The following is a 17678-nucleotide window of genomic DNA, read 5'->3' on the forward strand; positions in this document are numbered from 1 at the left end:
AGATTATGAAGTAAAGGTTTTCAGCTAAATAACATGTCGAGAGGGGTTTCACAAAGTGAAAAAGAGATTGGTAAGCAAAGGAATTACGATGATTACAAGTGGTATGTTGGTTCTATCTTTGGCAGCTTGTAGTTCAGCAAAGACTGTAGATACAAAAGAGAGCGCAAGTCCGAGCCCAACCGCAGCAACTGCACAGAATACGGCAGAGCCGAAAAAGGCTCCTGTGAAAATTAAATATGCGACTTATCGGGTAGGTACACATGTTTCAGCTGCTGCGGAGAAGAAAATTTTGGACGAATTCAAAAAGAAATATAACGGAGAAATTGATCTACAAGTTGAAGAAATTCCAGGTGATCAGGCTTACGTTGATAAGATTAAGGTACTTGCGGCTTCAAGCGACCTGCCTGATGTTGTTGAAGGTAAGAACGGTCTTAATGATCTACTCATAAAAGGGAATCTAGCAACACCATTAAACGAATATTTGGAAGCGGATACTTCGTGGAAGGATGAGGTGGGTTCCGATGCTATTAAATCAAACTCACGGGATGGGAAAGTTTGGTCTATAGCCAACGGTGCTCAACTTATCGGATATTTCTACAACAAGGAGTTATTCGATAAAGCAGGAGTTAAGCCAGCAGCTACGTGGGATGAATTTATTGCCAATCTCGATAAAATCAAAACAACGACTGGCGTTGCGCCAATGGCCATGATGACCGGCGAAAATGCTTGGACAACCAATCTACTTCTGGGAGCTATTGTTGGGACTAGTGGAGATGCAGGAAATAAGTTCATGAATACGCCTTTTCCAAAAAGCTTTGAGGCGCCTGAATTCATAGAAGGTCTTAAGAAGATCCAAACGATTCTTCAGAAATATACGACGAAGGATGCACTGGGTGCGGGTTATGCGAATGCAGCCAACAATTTCTTGCAAGGCAAGGCGGCTATTATAGCAAATGGTCCATGGATGATCAGTGATTTCAGTGATAAAACAAAAGCACTTGAAGGCTTTGATTCAAAAGTTGGCGTAGCGATGTACCCTAATTCTGGGATGTTTTCATCCTTTGAGGTCGGTTATATGTTAACCGCTAAGAACAAGGAAACGAAAGATGCGGCGATCAAACTGTTGAAATTTTTAACAAACGCACATGCGCAGCAGATTAATCTTGAACTCAGCAGCACAATGCCATTGACAGCCAATGTAAAGCCTAGTGATGAATTTAAGCAGAAAAACCCACTGTTTATGGCGAGTGTTGAACTCGGAGGTCAGGCTAAAAGCAAATTCGCAAACCTAGACTCCATCAACTTTGCCAATGTAACAGATGCTTGGAAAACATTTTACCCTGAACTGAACTTCAATAAGGCGACAGCTGAGGAAATTGCGAAGAAGCTAAGCGCCATAGCGGAGAAAAACAAATAGTACCAACCGGTTAAAATGATGGAATGTGACTCCCTTCAGCTAAATAGTTTAGGGGAGTCGCATCAACTAAGGAGTCACATGATGGCAAAAAATAAGTTGTATATTACATTGTTCCTTCTACCAACTTTATTATTGTTTGCTTTAGTTTTTGCCGCTTCGTGTGTGATCTTGTTTGGCACCTCATTTACGGAATGGCGAATTGGAACCGAAGCGACGTTTAATGGCATTCATAACTATATGAATATGTTCGTAGATGCGGATTTTTGGAAAAGTGTCTGGAATACGATCCTATGGATGCTGCTCCAATCGACAGTGCATATTGTCATTGGCGTTAGTTTTGCTCTTGTTCTTTTGAAAAAGGAGTTCTATTGGAAATTCGCCAGAACCGTGTATATGCTGCCCAATATTATATCCGGTGCTGCGATAGGTATGCTCTTTTTAAGTATACTTAATCCTGAAATCGGAGCTGTGAACCAAATATTTAGATTGCTCGGTTTTGAGGATTTTTCACAAAATTGGTTTATGGATTATAATTCTGCTTTTTTCTCAGTCACAATGACTTGGTTACCTTATGCGGCAGTGATTACGATTCTGGTTTTAGCTGAAATTGCGGCTATTTCTGAAAGTGTATTCGAATCTGCGAAAATCGACGGAGCCAGTGAGCTTCAGATTAGTTTGTATATCGTTATTCCTATGCTCAGGAATATTATAGGAACTTGCATCCTTCTGGCAGGAACCAGCATTTTGCAAAAGTTCGACATTATTATGATGACGACAGGCGGAGGCCCAGGAAACGAAACAATGAATTTGCCTATGTACATATATAAAACAGCGCTTATTGACAATAACTTTGGCTATGCGAATGCAATCGGCGTTTTTTCAATTCTATTGGGCATAGTGTTTGTCATGACAACCAAAGCTGTATTTAAAATCGGAGACTCCTTGGAATAACTAGGGTGGTGGAGATGAACAGAATGAAATTCTTACTATATGTGATTAGATATATGTTTGTGGGCTTAATTATCGCCTTATCTGTAGCGCCTTTCTTGTGGGTGTTTCAATCATCATTTAAGAGCAATTTAGAAATCATGGAATCATCCTTAAGTTTAGCAAGTCATTTCAATATGAGCAATTATGAGAAAGCTTTTAAAATTGCTCCCTTGGCTAGGTTTTATCTGAACAGCGTCATTGTTGCAATCGGCGGTACGTTTTTGAATCTATTTATTCTTGGATTGTCATCTTATGTAATTGCAAGGTTCAACTTTAGAGGGAAAAATATCATCATCGGCATCTTGTCTTTATCTTTATTAATCCCTGGAGCTGCGCTTTTGCAGCCATTGTATCTTACTGTGAAAACATTGGGATTGTATGACCATTTATTTGGATTAATTTTGGTATATGCAGGTTTCGGACTGCCCACTTCCCTATTCATTCTTTCAAGTTTTTTCCTTACGATTCCCAAATCTTTGGAAGAGTCCGCTTATTTGGATGGCGCAGGCTTCATAAAGACTTTTTACCGAGTCATTTTACCTCTTTCCAAACCGGGGTTCTCGACTGCGGCCGTATTACAGTTTTTATTATGCTGGAATGAATTTCAATTTGCACTTACGTTAACCACTGGTAGTAACAGCAGAACACTTCCTTTGGCCTTATATTACTTTAAAAGCCAATTTGGAAGCGACTACGGTGTTATGTTTGCAGCTACGATTATTGTTATCATCCCAAGTATTATTGTGTACATCATCATGCAAGAACAGGTAGTCTCTGGTTTGACAGCGGGTGCAGTTAAAGGATAGTTATCGTAATGGAGGTCTTATGTGATGTTGAGAAAAAGGTTGAAAAAGTTGACTTCGGCATTATTGCTAATTTGTATGGTTATAACATCAATGGGTCAAGCTGTTGTTGTATTTGCTGACAATGGCAGTATAAATGGTTCTGGACTTGATGTAGTAGAAAGCCAAGTGAACGGGGAAAATGCGCTTAATCTATCCCAAATGGGTAATGTGGACTGGCTGCATCTCAAAGGAAATGGCGTCAATAATATGACTCAAATTAAAAAAGCGAATTCGAACGCTGTGACATTCAGTGTATACGGAGATAACACGACAGGTTTCGAGGGCAAGCAGGATCGAGGAGCGGATACCGATTATTTGTCTTACTCCTGGGATAACGGGATGACAGGATATGAAACAGGCTCAAATGATACAGGTTTTGGGGTGTTTTTTCCGAATAACAGGAATCCTGGCATCTATGAGAATGTAGGTTGGAATTTTACGGTGGCACCGCAACCACAGGAGTCGACGGTCGTATTTGGCATCGGCATGTGGCAAGCGAAAGTAGATGTGAAAATTTATGCAGATGGTAGCCTTGTTGAGACGAAGAAAGTCAGTGCAGGCGGTACTTCACAGGTGTATAAGTACCAGATTAACGTACCGGCGAATGTACAGTTAAAAGTAGAGGGCTTACAAACAGAGACCGTTAGTCAATGGGGGAACATGTCTTTCTCCGGTTTGGCTGTTAGCAGTACTTCTCCTCCTGCACTAGATGTCATAGAAAGTCAAGTAAATGGGGAATATGCGCTTAATCTCTCCCAAATTGGCAATGTGGACTGGTTGCATCTCAAAGGAAATGGCGTTAGTAATATGACCCAAATTAAGAAAGCGGATTCGGCTGCTGTCACATTTAGCTTAAACGGAAATAATACGACAGGGTATGAGGGCAAGATGGACAGAGGTTCGGATGCCAATTATTTATCCTATACTTGGAATAACGGAATGACAGGATATGAAGCGGGTATAAGGGATACAGGATTTGGCGTGTTTTTTCCAACGAACAGAAGTCCTGGCGTTTACGAGAATGTAGGTTGGAACTTTTCAGTAGCACCACAACTACAGGAGTCGACGGTCGTATTTGGCATCGGCATGTGGCAAGCGAAAGTAGATGTAAAAATCTATGCGGATGATCAACTTATGGAGACGAAGAAAATCAGTGCAGGCGGTACTTCTCAGGTGTATAAGTACCAGATCAAAGTACCAGCGAATGTACAGTTAAAAGTAGAAGGCCTGCAAACAGAGGTAGTTAGTCAATGGGGGAACATGTCCTTTTCCGGATTGGCTGTCAGTAGTGAAGAGATCGCTGATAAAGTTAATTTGCTTAACGATTACAACAAAGTGAAAGATTGGGCTCAAAAATTATATACAGATGAAACATGGCAGTTGTTTGTCGCTGCAAGAGGCGATGCTAAGCGTATTCTAGACAAAGCAGAAGCGACACAAGATGAAATTAATACGGCATTGAATGCGCTATTAACTGCAAAATCTGCTCTTGCAAAGAAAGAAACGAATATCATGATCGATTACACAGGCGTTGAAAAAAATGAATACGATTTTGGCAACGCGGTAGATCAACAAGACAGGTATCAAACATTCACGGCGAAAGAAAGTTTTGAAATGGACTATGTTCAATTTGTTATCAAACAGATGGCCAGCGATGCGAATGACTTGGTTGTCAAACTATATAATACCAATAGTAATGGCTTACCGATCGGTTCACCACTTAAACAGGTCACCGTCAGTAAAGATCATGTTGTAGACGGTGCACTCACTACAGTTCAATTCGATTATAATCTCGTTCATGATACACGGTATGCCATTGTTTTATCACAAGCGGGTCTGGTTACTGGCAAATATCGTTGGGTTGTCAAGGATAAGGATGAAGAATCCAACACGGAGTATTTTGGTAAAACGGTTTCAGGGAACTTCACGTCAGAAGCTCATCTAGGAACGGGAATGTTGAGAATTATCAAAAAATCTACTGTAGATCGAAGTGCGCTACAAGCACTAATCATGGAAATTAGCCAATATAATAGCAAACTGTACACCGTACAGTCGTGGTCCACATTGAAAACCGAATTGAATAAAGCCAATGCATGGTTGTACAATTTTGATGCAACCCAAATTGAGCTTGATCGTGCTAGAAATCAGTTGCAAACAGCATTTGCTAGCTTAGCTTTAAATAGAGATATGACTACCTATGTTAGCCAAATCGATACTATTCATCACGCAGTTGTGCAGGGTTACACAGAGAGTTCAGTGAGTACTTTAAACAGTGCTATTACTGCTGCCAAGTCATTAGGCAATGATGCATCACAAAATGAAAAAATAAAAGCACTTTCAAAAGTGTTGAACGCGATTGATCATTTGCAAGTATCAGGAAAATATCAATATGAAACGAATCCAAACCGGATATCAGCTTTTGGTTTTGAAGGGGATAAAAATGCTTCTCTTGCGTTCTTGGATGGTTCGTATCAAATTGGCGGGAATCGTCCTATGCAGCATGGACCCGTTGCTCCCAAACAAATGGTCACATTCGGTGTGACAGATACGAGCAATATTCAATGGTATTTGGGTGAAGGATACTTGCCTGTGTATATTAGTGAATATTCGAAAGATGATGTGACATACAAAATTGAATCATTCGCTAACAAACATACAGTTAACAACAAGGATTATGTTATTGATTACTCTCGAGTAACCGTAACGAATAATGCTAGTGAAGCTAAACTTTTACCCGTCGTATCTACTAATCTGATTCCAATAAATGATGATGCGAAATATGTGTATGTTGTTGAGCCTGGAGCAACCGTTGTAAGGGAATATGCGATTGAAGCGGATAAATACGAATATTTTACGGAGGGAGTAACCGATTTCACGTCATTAACCATGGAACAAGTGATTGGACAAGGTACCTATGACCATAACTATAGTGAAATGAGTACGTACTGGAAAACAAGACTTGCTGAAATGGTAGATATTGATTTGCCTAATAAAGAACTTGTTCATGCTTTTAAAGCTGGATATATCGATACCATGATGATTAAGGATGGCAATTTTCTACACGTGGGTGAGAATGGTTATGCTCGATTATTTTCTCATGATACGATTGGCATTTTAGTTCAATTGATTCAAAGCGGCGATTTTCAACATGCGAAAGATTATTTGAAAAGCGTTCCATTGACAGGTGGAATCAATATTGAAACGGGTGTCACAGACGTAGACCTCTACTGGGATGCTAACTGGAAACTTCCATGGGCGTATGCTGTATATTTGAGTAAAACAGGTGATACGTCTGTCTTTAATGAATCTATGACTGCTGCTGATGGGTCGATCGGTACCGTATTTGAAAAGAGAATCAAATATGGTGCGAAGAGGATCGAGGCTGATCGCGTCAATGGCATTATGAAAAACACGCTTGCGATTGATTCAGATGGCAATTGGACGATTGACAATTATTCAGCCCTAACAGGTTTAACCGCATATGAATATATAACACGGGAATTATATCGATTAAATAACGATGAATATTATTTGAATGAGGCGAAGTGGGCTAAAGCGCAATATGAAGATTTATTAGCACAATTCACAGCTAGATTGCAACAAACGATAACAGATAAAGGGCTTGACTATATTCCTGCATCTGTCGTACAAAGTAATGATGAAAATCGCATGCATGATTCAAGAGATGCAAACTGGGCTTCCATGTTCCTATTCGGTTTATGGCAATGGGATGGATACCTATACGGAGCCGATCAACCCGAAGACAATATCAATTTAACGATGTTGGATGATACGTATACTTATGGCATAAACAGACGTGTTAATGAAAATACGACGGATTCTCCGTACAACTTTGGTGGTTATCCGCATGGATTCTATTCAAGTGCTTACAATGCTGGTTACGGCAGTGCCGCGCTGCGTGGAGAACGGTACAGAGATATCGGAATTAAATCCTACGAATTCATGATTGAAAATTCAATGAGCGGACCATTTAGCTGGTGGGAAGGCATTGCTTATCCGGATTCAAACAGTCCATGGTCCAAGACGAATGACGACCTCAATGTGCAAAATACACCAGGCGGAGGTGGCTCAGCACCACATATGTGGGGGCAATCCGTCAACTCAAAAGTATTGATTGATTCGCTTATTGCCGAAAGAATTTATGACCACAATGAAAAGGTTGATATTATCGTAGGCCGTGGTATTCCTAATGAGTGGGTCGTTAATGCTGCGGATAATAACAATGTTGTAGCCGATGTACAGAACTACCCTGCGCTACAAGGAGGAAGAGTAGGATATACCGTAGTAAGAGATGATAACAAACTCTATGTGACATTTGAGACGAAGCTGGATCAAGCGAAAGTTGACGCAAGTCGTGCTAACTTTAGCGTTCAATTACCGATTATGGTGAACAATATCATTCATGCATCAGCAGGTGTTATTGATAAAGAAAAAGGCATGGTTACCGTACCAGCAAGTACAAAAAACTTGACGATTTACTTAACAAGTTTTAGTAACAATGCGCTACTGACTAATTTGGCGGTGGATCAAGGTACGCTATCACCTGCATTTTCGTCATCGGTATCGAATTATGTGGTCAATGTTCCTAACACAGCTTCAAGTCTTAATCTCACCCTGACCAAAGCTGATCCAAATGAAGTGCTTGTGGTTTCAGGAGCTGCTAAAATTTCTGAAACAGGTAATGTGCATGCTTATCGTGCGGCAAACTTACTTGTAGGGGCAAACCCTATTCAGATTGTGGTAACAGCGGGGGATGGAAGTACGATAAATACGTATACGATCAATGTGAACCGAGCTCAACCAGAGTCAACGGATTCGGGGCCGTCTTCACAAACGCCTCCAATAAACAACTCTGTTACCTCTACAGATGGTAAATTAACGCTTCCAGTAGGCACAACAGGTGAGGTTAGTTTCGGAGGAGATGCGGTCACGATCACAATTCCCAAAGATGCTTCGGACAAAGAGCTAAAATTAACGATCGAAAAAGTAATGGATAGCCAAAACCTTTTAACGAATAAAGAAGTTCTGGCGAGCCCGGTGTATGAGATTTTGAAAAACTTCTCTGAGAACTTTAGTAAAGCGGTAACGCTGACCTTTGCATTCGATCCAACAAGCCTGAAAAAAGATCAAAAGGCAGCTGTATTTTATTATGATGAAGTGAAGCAAGTGTGGGTGGAAGTTGCAGGTGGCAAAGTGAACGGGAATTACATTACAGTGGATGTTAATCACTTTACCAAGTATGTTGTAATGGCCGTAGACCATGTAGATATCTCAACAAAGGATCCTTCAACAGGCACGGTTACATTCAGCGATATCGCTGGACACTGGGCTGAGGCAAGCATCAAGCAAGCTGTGAGCAGCGGAATCGTCAGTGGTTATTCAGACGGTACCTTTGTGCCAGATACTGCTGTGACTCGTGCAGAATTTGCGGTCATGCTGATGCATACATTGAAGCCGCATGGAGAAGGTGCTGCACTGACTTTCACAGATGAAGCTACGATAGAAACCTGGGCGCAGAGAGAGGTTGCACAAGCGGTACAAGCGGGCATTATTCATGGATACGAGGACGGTTCTTTCCGTCCGAATACGGAAATTACTCGACCTGAAATGGCATCTATGATTGCGAATGCGCTCGGTCTAGCTGTCGAGTCTAATGCCACAACTGACTTTGCAGATGACGTAAATATTCCGCAGTGGGCAAAAGGTGCAGTAGCAGCAATAAAGAAACTTGGTATTATTGAAGGTAAAGGAGCGAATGAATTCGCTCCTGATGCCAACACAACAAGAGCAGAGGCAGTAACGGTTCTTTTGAAAATGTCGTTACCAAAGAAAAAATAAATATAATAAAATGCACTTAAACTCGTAAAGGCGAATATTCATTCCATTGTGAATGAGAATTCGCCTTTACTTTTTTTCGCTTCAACTATATAGCGTTCTTTTGCCTTCTCCTTGAAGTACTCGCCCTCTTGAAAAGCATGCAGCCTGCTAGTCAAAGCGGGAGCTGCATGCTTCTTTTCGTTTTGCTTGGGTCTGGCACGTTAGGCGCTGCGCAGTTGACGTGAAAGAGAAATGCTTATGAGGAGATCTTCCCTGCGCGAGCTGCCTTGTGTGCTGCTCGGGAAGCCGCGCCGACGCGGAAGTAACCGAAGGACGCGGCCGACATGAGTGCGGCGACGGCGACGCCGGCGGCGCCGATCCAGGTGACGGCTGTCAACGAAGAGGCTTCTACGACGATGCCGCCGATGCCCGCACCGGCAGCCATAGCTAGCTGGACGACGGAGCTGTTCAGGCTAAGCATGATGCTGGTCGCTTCAGGCGCAAGCGAGATTAGATGGTACTGCTGCGTCGGGCCGGACGACCATGCGGAAAAGGACCAGAGCATGAGCAAAGGGAACATCAGCCCTGGCGAATGGGCGGCGAATGAAATCACAACCAGCCAGGTTGCGTGGAACAGCATGCCGGTCACTAGTGTGCGCTTGAATCCCCAACGGTCGGTGCCGAACCCGCCAAGCTTGGAGCCGATCAGACTGGCAATACCAAACGCAAGTAGAGCGATGCTAACGAATTTCTCGCTCATGCCCGTAATATCGAGCAGAAAGGGGGAAATATACGTGTAGGTGATGGAGTAGCCGGCTAGCCAGAAGAACGTAATGCTGAGCGCGACGACGATTTTCGGATTCTTGAGCAGTTTCAGTTGGTCGCGCAGCGGTACCGGCTGCTCGCCGTCTGTCTTTGGAATCGTGGAGGCAATGAGCAGCAACGCAAGTAGTCCAAGCAGTCCGATGCCGCCGAAAACAACCTTCCAGTCATAGGCGGAAGCGACTAGCCGGCCAAGCGGTACGCCGACGATCAGTGCCGTACTGAAGCCCATGACGAGCGTGGCAATGGCACTGCCCTGCTTCTCCGCAGGTGCAAGTTTCGCAGCGACTGTGAGCGCCGTGACAACGAATACGCCGCTGCTGAGGGCTACGATAACTCGAGAAACGATGAGGGCGCCGAAGCCAGAGAACAAGTAGGCTGCGACATTGCCGATGATGAATACCGAGAGCGCGTATAGCATCAGCTTTTTGCGGTCGACTTTGGCAGCGGCCGCCATCAGGAAAGGTGTCCCAAACCCGTATGCAAGGGAGAACACGGTGATCAACTGGCCTGCTGCTGCGACCGAGACGCCGATATCGTCAGATACTTTATCCAGAATACCGGCAATGATGAATTCGGACGTACCGACGAGAAAGCTAACTAAAGCAAGCATATAAATTTTCAAATTGTAAGACAAACGTTCCAACTCCTTATCCATTTTTCTCTATATAGTATTTTTATATTTCTAAATATATCGAAATATACGACGAAAAAAAACGGCTACCCCAGTAGATACGGGGCATACTTTCGCGCGACTTCTTTATTGACGCTGTAATAAATGTACGTTCCGTCTTTGCGCAGCGTGAGCAGTCCGCATTCCGTAAGCTGTTTCAAGTGATGCGACAGCGTGGAACCGGCAACGGACTCGAGCTTGCTACTGATGTCGGAGCAACAGAGATTCATCTCTTCTGTAAGAAGCATCGCTATTTTGATCCGGGTCGGCTCTCCGAGTGCTTTGTAGACTTTCACTGCCTGTTTGACTTCCTCGTTGTCCTCGACCATAGGTTCTCACCGCCTTTTCACATGTATTTCGAAAACTATAGAAATAAGATTAACACAACTAGACAGCCATTGTAAATGGATCAGTTGCCTTTTTCTTAACTATCGGGCAGGTTAGTTCCAATATAAGTTAATATAGATTATGTAAAACCAATAAATTAACACGGGCTAACCCAGGTAATTAACCTACGAATTTTTCCATCTAAGCAACGATTTTGATTTGAATGACAGATATGTGATTATAGATGGTTTTAAGTAGGTGACCGGCGTTTACATATTAGTTTTTCGACATTTTGCTCTCAACCATGTACAGCTGGTTCCAGCGGTGACCGTCCAGGACGGCAACCCCTGCGCCGTACATCCAGCCGTCAATTTCACTCGGCTTGCCAAAGATGCTTCCTCCAGCAAACTCTACTTTTTGAATAAAGGCATCCACTTATTTTCTGCTTTCAGCGGCAAAAGAAAATATTACCTCAGCGCTTTGGGAAGTATCTGCGATTTTTGAACCTGTAAATTTCTCAAACGCCGCATCTGGAATATTTTATGGTATTAATCTGGAATATTTTATGGTATGTTTGCGCTTGTAAACGTGTCGAAAAATGTAAGGGAGTTGAATATGTTGAGAATTATGTCGAAGAAAGTTAGTTTGAGGAGATTGAAATTAATAGTTATAAGTTTATGTTTATTTGTACTTATTCTTCCTACAACCGCACTAGGCAGATCAAACTTTGAAGGAGCGGAGAACGTCGGAATAAGCGCTACGCCGAATGCGGCCGCTGTAGGTGATTTTAATCAAGATGGGTTACCTGATTTAGTAACTGCGAACTCATATTATAGCCAGATTTCTCTACTACTTAATAATGGTTCTGGACTTTATCAGGAGAAACAATATCCGGTTGGTATTAGACCCAGTGATGTAGCTGTTGGAGATCTGAATGGTGACAACATCGTTGATATTGTAACAGCTAACAGTGGAGATAGTGATATTAATTCTAGTACGGTTTCTGTACTGATAGGTCAAGCAGGCGGGGAGTTTAAGCCCACAGTAAACTATAATGTCTATATCAATAGTGTGGACTACAAAACATTTTCTCCTACTTCAGTAACGATAGGGGATTTCAACAATGATTCGTTTATGGATTTGGCTGTATCTAACAGTGAGTCTGGTAACAGTGAATATCACATTGTAGTGTTACTTGGTGAACGTCCACAATTGGATGGGACGCTTACATTTAGTGAGCCAATCCCGATTCGAGTAGGGGCTAAGCCTAGTTCTATTACTGCGGGTGACATTAACGGGGATGGCAACTTAGATTTCGTTGTTACCCATAGCGGAAATGGGAAAGTTTCTGTCATAACTAACAATGGAGTCTTGACGGCGGTGACAACAACCGAATATCCAGTAGGTAATCAGCCAAGCACATCTGTTATTGGAGATCTGAATGGTGACGGCCATGCGGATATTGTTGTGGTTACTACGGGAGATTCGGCTGGAATTTCTGTTCTTCAAGCTGACGGACATGGTTCATTTAAAGATGCCGTTAAATTTAAGGCTAGCTGTCCAAATTCATACGTACCTGCTCTCGATGATCCATACTCGCTTGCTCTCGCTGATCTAGATGGTGATGGTGATCTTGACATGGCTGTTGGTTGTTCGGAGGCAACTCAAGTATCCATTTTATTAAATGATAGTGAAGGATCCAGTCTATCATTGCAAGCCGTAGATCGATATGCTGTAAAAGGTTCTTACTCTCAGGTAGTTATTGCTGATTTCAATTCTGATGATAAATTGGATGTAGTCGCAACAAATTATGAAGAGTTTGGTAATAATGTGAATTTTGCTGCCATTTTACTGGGTAGAGGAGACGGAACTTTACTTGCATCTGTTAATTACGAGATTAGTGGCGAAGAACCAGTGTCGGTAACAAGTTTCGACTTTGACGGAGACGGGAATTTGGATGTAGCAACGGCAAATTATGTTTCTAATGATGTGTCCATCATGCGCGGTAATGGAAAAGGTCAGTTTGCAGCCGCCGAAAAGTATGAAGTTGGGAATAGCCCAGCTGAACTGTTGTCAGGTGACCTTAACCTCGATGGGAAACCAGATCTGGTTATTGCTAATTCTGGTGGTAATACCATAACACGTTTATTAAACGATGGGACAGGATCATTTATTAGCGAGAATTTTGTGTCTAGCACCGAATCTAGTTCCAAAGCTAGAACAATTGCTGTTGCTGATTTTAATGGAGACAATACTCCAGATCTAGCTGTAGCACATACTGGATCAAACCTTTTAAGTGTGATGCTTGGAGACGGCAATGGGGAATTTCAGATAAAGGAACATCCAGCTGATAATCGAATCGTCTCACCCAATTCCATCGTTTCGGGTCATTTTAATGATGATGACAAGATCGATCTGGCTATAGCTAACAAGGGAACGAAGAAAGTATACATATTGCATGGACAAGGGGATGGGACGTTTACCTCTGGTGGCGAATATGGGGGCATCAGCGAACCAAGTGCGCTTGCTACAGGTGATTTTAATCGTGATGGATGGGAGGATATAGCGGTTGCTAATAATGGTCCGACAGCATATTCACTTCATATTCTCTTTGGTGATCAAACGGGGACATTTCGAGATGAAACAATTTCTACATTTTCGGGACAGGTTTATTCACTAGCAGTTGGTGATTATAACGGTGATGAGAAGTTGGATATTGCAGTTCCTGTTGTATTACAATCAATATCTGTATTTATGGGTGATGGCACGGGCAGTTTTGGCTTGGAAAATAGTTATAGTACCGATGTTATGCCTAGCTCGGTTGCGGCTGGCGATTATAATAACGACGGCAAAGATGATCTAGCAACGGCAAACCGTTTTGCCAACAATGTCACAATTATCAAAAGCTTCCCTCCTAAATGGAAAGTGAAGCTGGCTGCAACAACCTATCGTGCTCAAGAGAATATCGGCAGCGCGAAGGTTACTGTTACTAGGGAAGGCATCAGCACAGGCGTAACGAGTGTTGTATATGCGACTTCGGATGGTACTGCTATAGCTGGAGTCGATTATACGGCAACTACGGGTACGTTACAGTTCCAAGATGGTGAGACTAGCCAATTTTTTATGATACCGATCATGAACAATCATATTGTCGCGGGTACTAAGTCGTTGAACATTCAAATAAGTACTCCTTCGGCAGATGCGGTCATCGGAACTCCTTCAACGGCAGTACTCCAAATTGAACAAGAAGATCGTTCATCCTCGGAAAGTGGACCATCAGCTACACAAACAGATATCCCTATTTTTTTGGATGGTGTAAAGCTAGATAAATTGACGACGTTGAAAGAAGTTGTTGTAGGAGGACAAGCGACGACGATTGTGTCCATTGATAATGAGAAATTGCTTGCTGTACTGGAAGGCAAAAACAATCAAACACTCATTATTCCAGTAACTTCTAAGTCAGATGTAATCCAGACAGAATTGAACGGTAAAATGATTAAATCATTGGGGAAGACTGATACAGTTATTGAAATTCGCACCCATGATGCGATGTATACCATCCAATCGAATCAGCTAATGATTGATCAAATCGCGTCTCAGTTTGGCAATAACGTGAAGCTAGAAGACATTAAGTTAAGCATTCATATGGGAAAACCTTCTACTGAAAGTAAGAAGTTGGTTGATTCTGCCGCTGAAAACCAAAATGTGACTTTGGTTGCTCCAGTGATTGATTTTGAAATTATAGCTACGTATGGGGATCGTGCCATTAAGATCGAACAATTCGATCGTTATGTGTCACGTGAGATTGTATTGCCGGATTCAATCGATTCCACTCAAATAACAACTGGCGTTGTATTAAATAAAGATGGAACCATATCCCATATCCCAACAAATGTCTTTACAAAAGACGGGAAACCGCATGCCGTATTGAATAGCTTAACGAATAGTACCTATTCGATTATATGGAACTCGAAGAAATTCGCCGATGTGCAAGGACATTGGAGTCAAAATGATGTCAATAATATGGCATCACGCCTCATTGTTGATGGTGTTACAACAACATCCTTTCAACCAGATCAAGATGTCAACCGTGCAGAGTTTCTCGCGATTGTTGTTAGAGCATTGGGCTTGAAGTCAGTTGAGCCAATCAACTTGCCACAGGATGTGAAGTCCTCAGATTGGTATGCATCTGTAGTAGAAGCTGCTCTAACGTATCAACTTGTTCAAGGGTATGAGGATAATACTTTCAGACCTTATCAGACGATTACAAGGCAAGAAGCCGCTGTGATCTTATCTAGAGCGATGGCGATCACTTTGCTTGCAACGGCAGTGACGGATGCCGAAGCGAATCAGGCATTAAGTCCGTTTGAGGACAGTCAACAAGTTTCTGGTTGGGCGAAGAGAGCTGTAGCACTTATGGTCATTAATAATATCATGCAAGGCGATAATCAACATCTTGCAGCAGCAAGTCACCTAACACGTGCCCAAACAGCTGCAATTGTAACAAGATTGCTACAGCAAGCAAAGTTGATTAATAAGTAATCACATAAAGAGAGCTGTGGACTATTCCGCGGCTTTTAAGGGGAAGGCGAAACGCCTACTGAAGACACTCAAATAAAAGAGAAACTGCCCAAACCTGGCTGTGGCTGGGGATGGGCAGTTTTTGGTGCGCTTGGCAGCGCATCGTACTAGCGGGTGAAAGTCATAAGTACACCGCTAGATGGCGGATGTTCATACTGACCTATAGTGCTCTGTCTGTGAGGAAGGGTATCATTTCGCTGAATATTCTGAAAAAGGTTTCTAGCAGATTAGGCCACTGTTTAATCAGGCATATTTGTAATGAAGCCTGAATCAGCGGCGGCGTCCGTCGCTTGACACTGATTTTCTCGCATGCTATAAGAGAGTAAAAGCCAGAAGTGAAGAGGTGTACCATGCGTAAAGTATCGACTGAGCAACAATTTCAAGAACAAATTTCGCAATCCGGTGTGACTATCGCCATTTTCAAAACGACATGGTGTAAGGATTGCCACTATATTGACCCTTTTATGCCAGCAGTGGAGCAAGCTTATGAAGGCCGTCTCACTTTCATTGAACTGGATCGCGATGAATTCCCGGATTTGTGTGAACAATTGAATATCTTAGGCATCCCGAGTTTCATTGCTTTCCGTAACGGCCAAGAAGTCGTTCGTTTCGTCAGCAAGCTGCGTAAAACCCGTGAGGAAATCGAGCAATTCCTTGACCGTGCAATCGAAGTTTCGAATGCGTTAGCTCCGTAGAAGGAGTAATGCATAGAGGATAGCAGGAGTAGAAACACCGTCGTCGGTTCTATCCGATGTCGGTGTTTTTTACGTTGATCCACTACCTGCGCCTATTTTGTCCGAAATGACCGAACTAATCTCACTATCCGCATCATTAAATCCTAATTAGTCCGAAATCGCCAAACTAAATCGCCCCAAACTACCTTCAAACAAGAAAAATGGGTAAATAGTTCGGTAAAATCGGACTAATGGTCAATTTTCATAAGCCATCCTCGTTTTAATTCGGAGAAATCGGACTAAATAACTAAACAGCATTACGCGGTGGAAAGCCTTTTTTCGTATCCCGAATAAATGCTCCCATACTACACACACTATAATGTTATTTCCAAGTGTTGGGTGCTACAAGGCGATAAGTCGACAAAATGACAAATCGATTCCCTGCGGTTTCGGAGCTTTGTAACAATTGTGGTGGTTTCAGAGCTTTGTAACAATTGCGAATGGAAATGCCTACATATTACAGCTATAATTGAAAGCGGAACTACAGTATTCGACATGATCCTCAGTAGATATGACATAAAGTAGGTGCAATCATGCAAAAATGGATCCAAAGATTAGCTAATTTATCAGCCATCGGCATGTTTCTTATCCTTGCTATGGGGGCCTTAGTGACTAAGGCTGACGCAGGTCGGGGTTGTGGAGACGAATGGCCGTTGTGCCATGGCAAATTTATTCCAGCACATACCATTTCTTCGTTTATCGAGTACAGCCATCGCTTAGTTGTAGGTATTGTAACCATGATACTTGTTGCAACGTTTTACTTAGTTTTCCGCTATGTGAAACGTAGAGATGCTAAATTTTTTATCTCAGCAACAGTAGTAATGACACTAATCCAAGCAGCAATGGGCGCGTTGGCCGTTGTCTGGCCGCAATCTTCCCTTGTCCTGGCACTTCATTTCGGATTATCCTTGCTCGCCTTTGCCTTCTCCCTGCTGCTTGCACTCGTGTTTACCCCGTGGGGACAATTTGTACGCACGACGCAGATTCATACCAGCTTTAAAGTGATCGTTTGGTTTACCGCTATTTACAGCTATGTAGTTGTTTATTTAGGAGCCTTCGTGCGTCATACCGTTTCTTCAGGTGGTTGCTCGGGCTGGCCGTTATGTAATGGTGAAGTGATTCCAGAACTTAGCGGTGCAACAGGAATTGTATTTACACATCGAATTGCCGCGTTACTGCTTTTTGTTTGTATTTTATTTCTGTACCTGCAAGCACGGCGTTATTATCAGCCTACGGACAAGCTTTGGTTCGGGAGCAAGTGGGCACTTATTCTCGTTTCGCTTCAAGTGATTAGCGGCGCAGTCGTAACATGGTCCTTAGGAAATGAAGTCGCTTATTTATTCACAGGTATGATTCATGCCATTATTGTGGCTTGTATGTTTGGATTCTTATGTTATTTGTGTGTACTTACGCTATATGATCGCAAAGCCTAGCAGCAGCATGCGGCGCAG

The 17678-nt window shown here is 42.6% G+C and carries 10 protein-coding genes; 7 read left to right on the top strand and 3 right to left on the bottom strand.

Annotation, left to right across the window (positions count from 1 at the left end; translation table 11 throughout):
• The first annotated feature begins 55 nt into the window (after positions 1–55).
• The 4 genes from HQN88_RS26880 to HQN88_RS26895 all read left to right on the top strand — a co-directional run bounded on the left by HQN88_RS26880 (position 56) and on the right by HQN88_RS26895 (position 9111).
• Positions 56–1417 carry an ABC transporter substrate-binding protein gene (locus HQN88_RS26880; protein ID WP_216855843.1) on the top strand — a complete coding sequence of 454 codons (1362 nt, stop codon included), beginning with the start codon at positions 56–58 and terminating at the stop codon, positions 1415–1417.
• An 81-nt stretch (positions 1418–1498) separates the two neighbouring features.
• Entirely contained in the window at positions 1499–2368 is an 870-nt protein-coding gene (locus HQN88_RS26885) for a carbohydrate ABC transporter permease (protein ID WP_173118315.1), read from the top strand.
• A 23-nt stretch (positions 2369–2391) separates the two neighbouring features.
• Positions 2392–3213: a carbohydrate ABC transporter permease gene (locus tag HQN88_RS26890; RefSeq protein ID WP_216855844.1), complete on the top strand. Its 822-nt coding sequence runs from the start codon at positions 2392–2394 to the stop codon at positions 3211–3213.
• A gap of 24 nt (positions 3214–3237) precedes the next feature.
• Positions 3238–9111 carry an S-layer homology domain-containing protein gene (locus HQN88_RS26895; protein ID WP_173118319.1) on the top strand — a complete coding sequence of 1958 codons (5874 nt, stop codon included), beginning with the start codon at positions 3238–3240 and terminating at the stop codon, positions 9109–9111.
• Positions 9112–9346: 235 nt separating this feature from the next.
• Here HQN88_RS26895 and HQN88_RS26900 read toward each other — a convergent pair whose 3' ends face one another.
• The 3 genes from HQN88_RS26900 to HQN88_RS37390 form a co-directional block, all read right to left on the bottom strand.
• Positions 9347–10549, bottom strand: a complete 1203-nt coding sequence (locus tag HQN88_RS26900; RefSeq protein ID WP_173118321.1) for an MFS transporter — start codon at positions 10547–10549, stop codon at positions 9347–9349.
• An 83-nt stretch (positions 10550–10632) separates the two neighbouring features.
• The gene (locus HQN88_RS26905) at positions 10633–10914 is read right to left on the bottom strand and encodes an ArsR/SmtB family transcription factor (RefSeq protein ID WP_028554769.1); all 282 of its coding nucleotides are present in this window, start codon (positions 10912–10914) and stop codon (positions 10633–10635) included.
• Between the two features lie 274 nt (positions 10915–11188).
• Positions 11189–11347 (bottom strand): hypothetical protein, encoded by a 159-nt coding sequence (locus HQN88_RS37390; RefSeq protein WP_216855845.1) that lies wholly within the window; start codon positions 11345–11347, stop codon positions 11189–11191.
• A 180-nt stretch (positions 11348–11527) separates the two neighbouring features.
• On the opposite strand from HQN88_RS37390, the gene HQN88_RS26915 reads away from it, so the two are divergent.
• From HQN88_RS26915 to HQN88_RS26925, 3 genes are all read left to right on the top strand, one after another.
• Positions 11528–15454, top strand: coding sequence for an FG-GAP-like repeat-containing protein (locus tag HQN88_RS26915; RefSeq protein WP_173118323.1), 3927 nt, complete (start codon positions 11528–11530; stop codon positions 15452–15454).
• 389 nt (positions 15455–15843) lie between these two features.
• On the top strand, positions 15844–16188 hold the full coding sequence (locus tag HQN88_RS26920; protein WP_056613511.1) for a thioredoxin family protein: 345 nt from the start codon (positions 15844–15846) through the stop codon (positions 16186–16188).
• A gap of 572 nt (positions 16189–16760) precedes the next feature.
• Positions 16761–17660 (top strand): COX15/CtaA family protein, encoded by a 900-nt coding sequence (locus HQN88_RS26925; RefSeq protein ID WP_173118325.1) that lies wholly within the window; start codon positions 16761–16763, stop codon positions 17658–17660.
• Positions 17661–17678 lie beyond the last annotated feature (18 nt).

The sequence above is a fragment of the Paenibacillus qinlingensis genome (genome assembly GCF_013204845.1).
GTDB classification, from domain to species: domain Bacteria; phylum Bacillota; class Bacilli; order Paenibacillales; family NBRC-103111; genus Paenibacillus_E; species Paenibacillus_E qinlingensis.

What these genes read in the sequence shown, in the direction of transcription:
- HQN88_RS26885 (WP_173118315.1), top strand. Translation starts at nt 1,499, where the DNA reads ATGGCAAAAAATAAGTTGTATATTACATTGTTCCTTCTACCAACTTTA.
- HQN88_RS26890 (WP_216855844.1), top strand. Translation starts at nt 2,392, where the DNA reads ATGAAATTCTTACTATATGTGATTAGATATATGTTTGTGGGCTTAATT.
- HQN88_RS26895 (WP_173118319.1), top strand. Translation starts at nt 3,238, where the DNA reads ATGTTGAGAAAAAGGTTGAAAAAGTTGACTTCGGCATTATTGCTAATT.
- HQN88_RS26905 (WP_028554769.1), bottom strand. Translation starts at nt 10,914, where the DNA reads ATGGTCGAGGACAACGAGGAAGTCAAACAGGCAGTGAAAGTCTACAAA.
- HQN88_RS26915 (WP_173118323.1), top strand. Translation starts at nt 11,528, where the DNA reads ATGTTGAGAATTATGTCGAAGAAAGTTAGTTTGAGGAGATTGAAATTA.
- HQN88_RS26920 (WP_056613511.1), top strand. Translation starts at nt 15,844, where the DNA reads ATGCGTAAAGTATCGACTGAGCAACAATTTCAAGAACAAATTTCGCAA.
- HQN88_RS26925 (WP_173118325.1), top strand. Translation starts at nt 16,761, where the DNA reads ATGCAAAAATGGATCCAAAGATTAGCTAATTTATCAGCCATCGGCATG.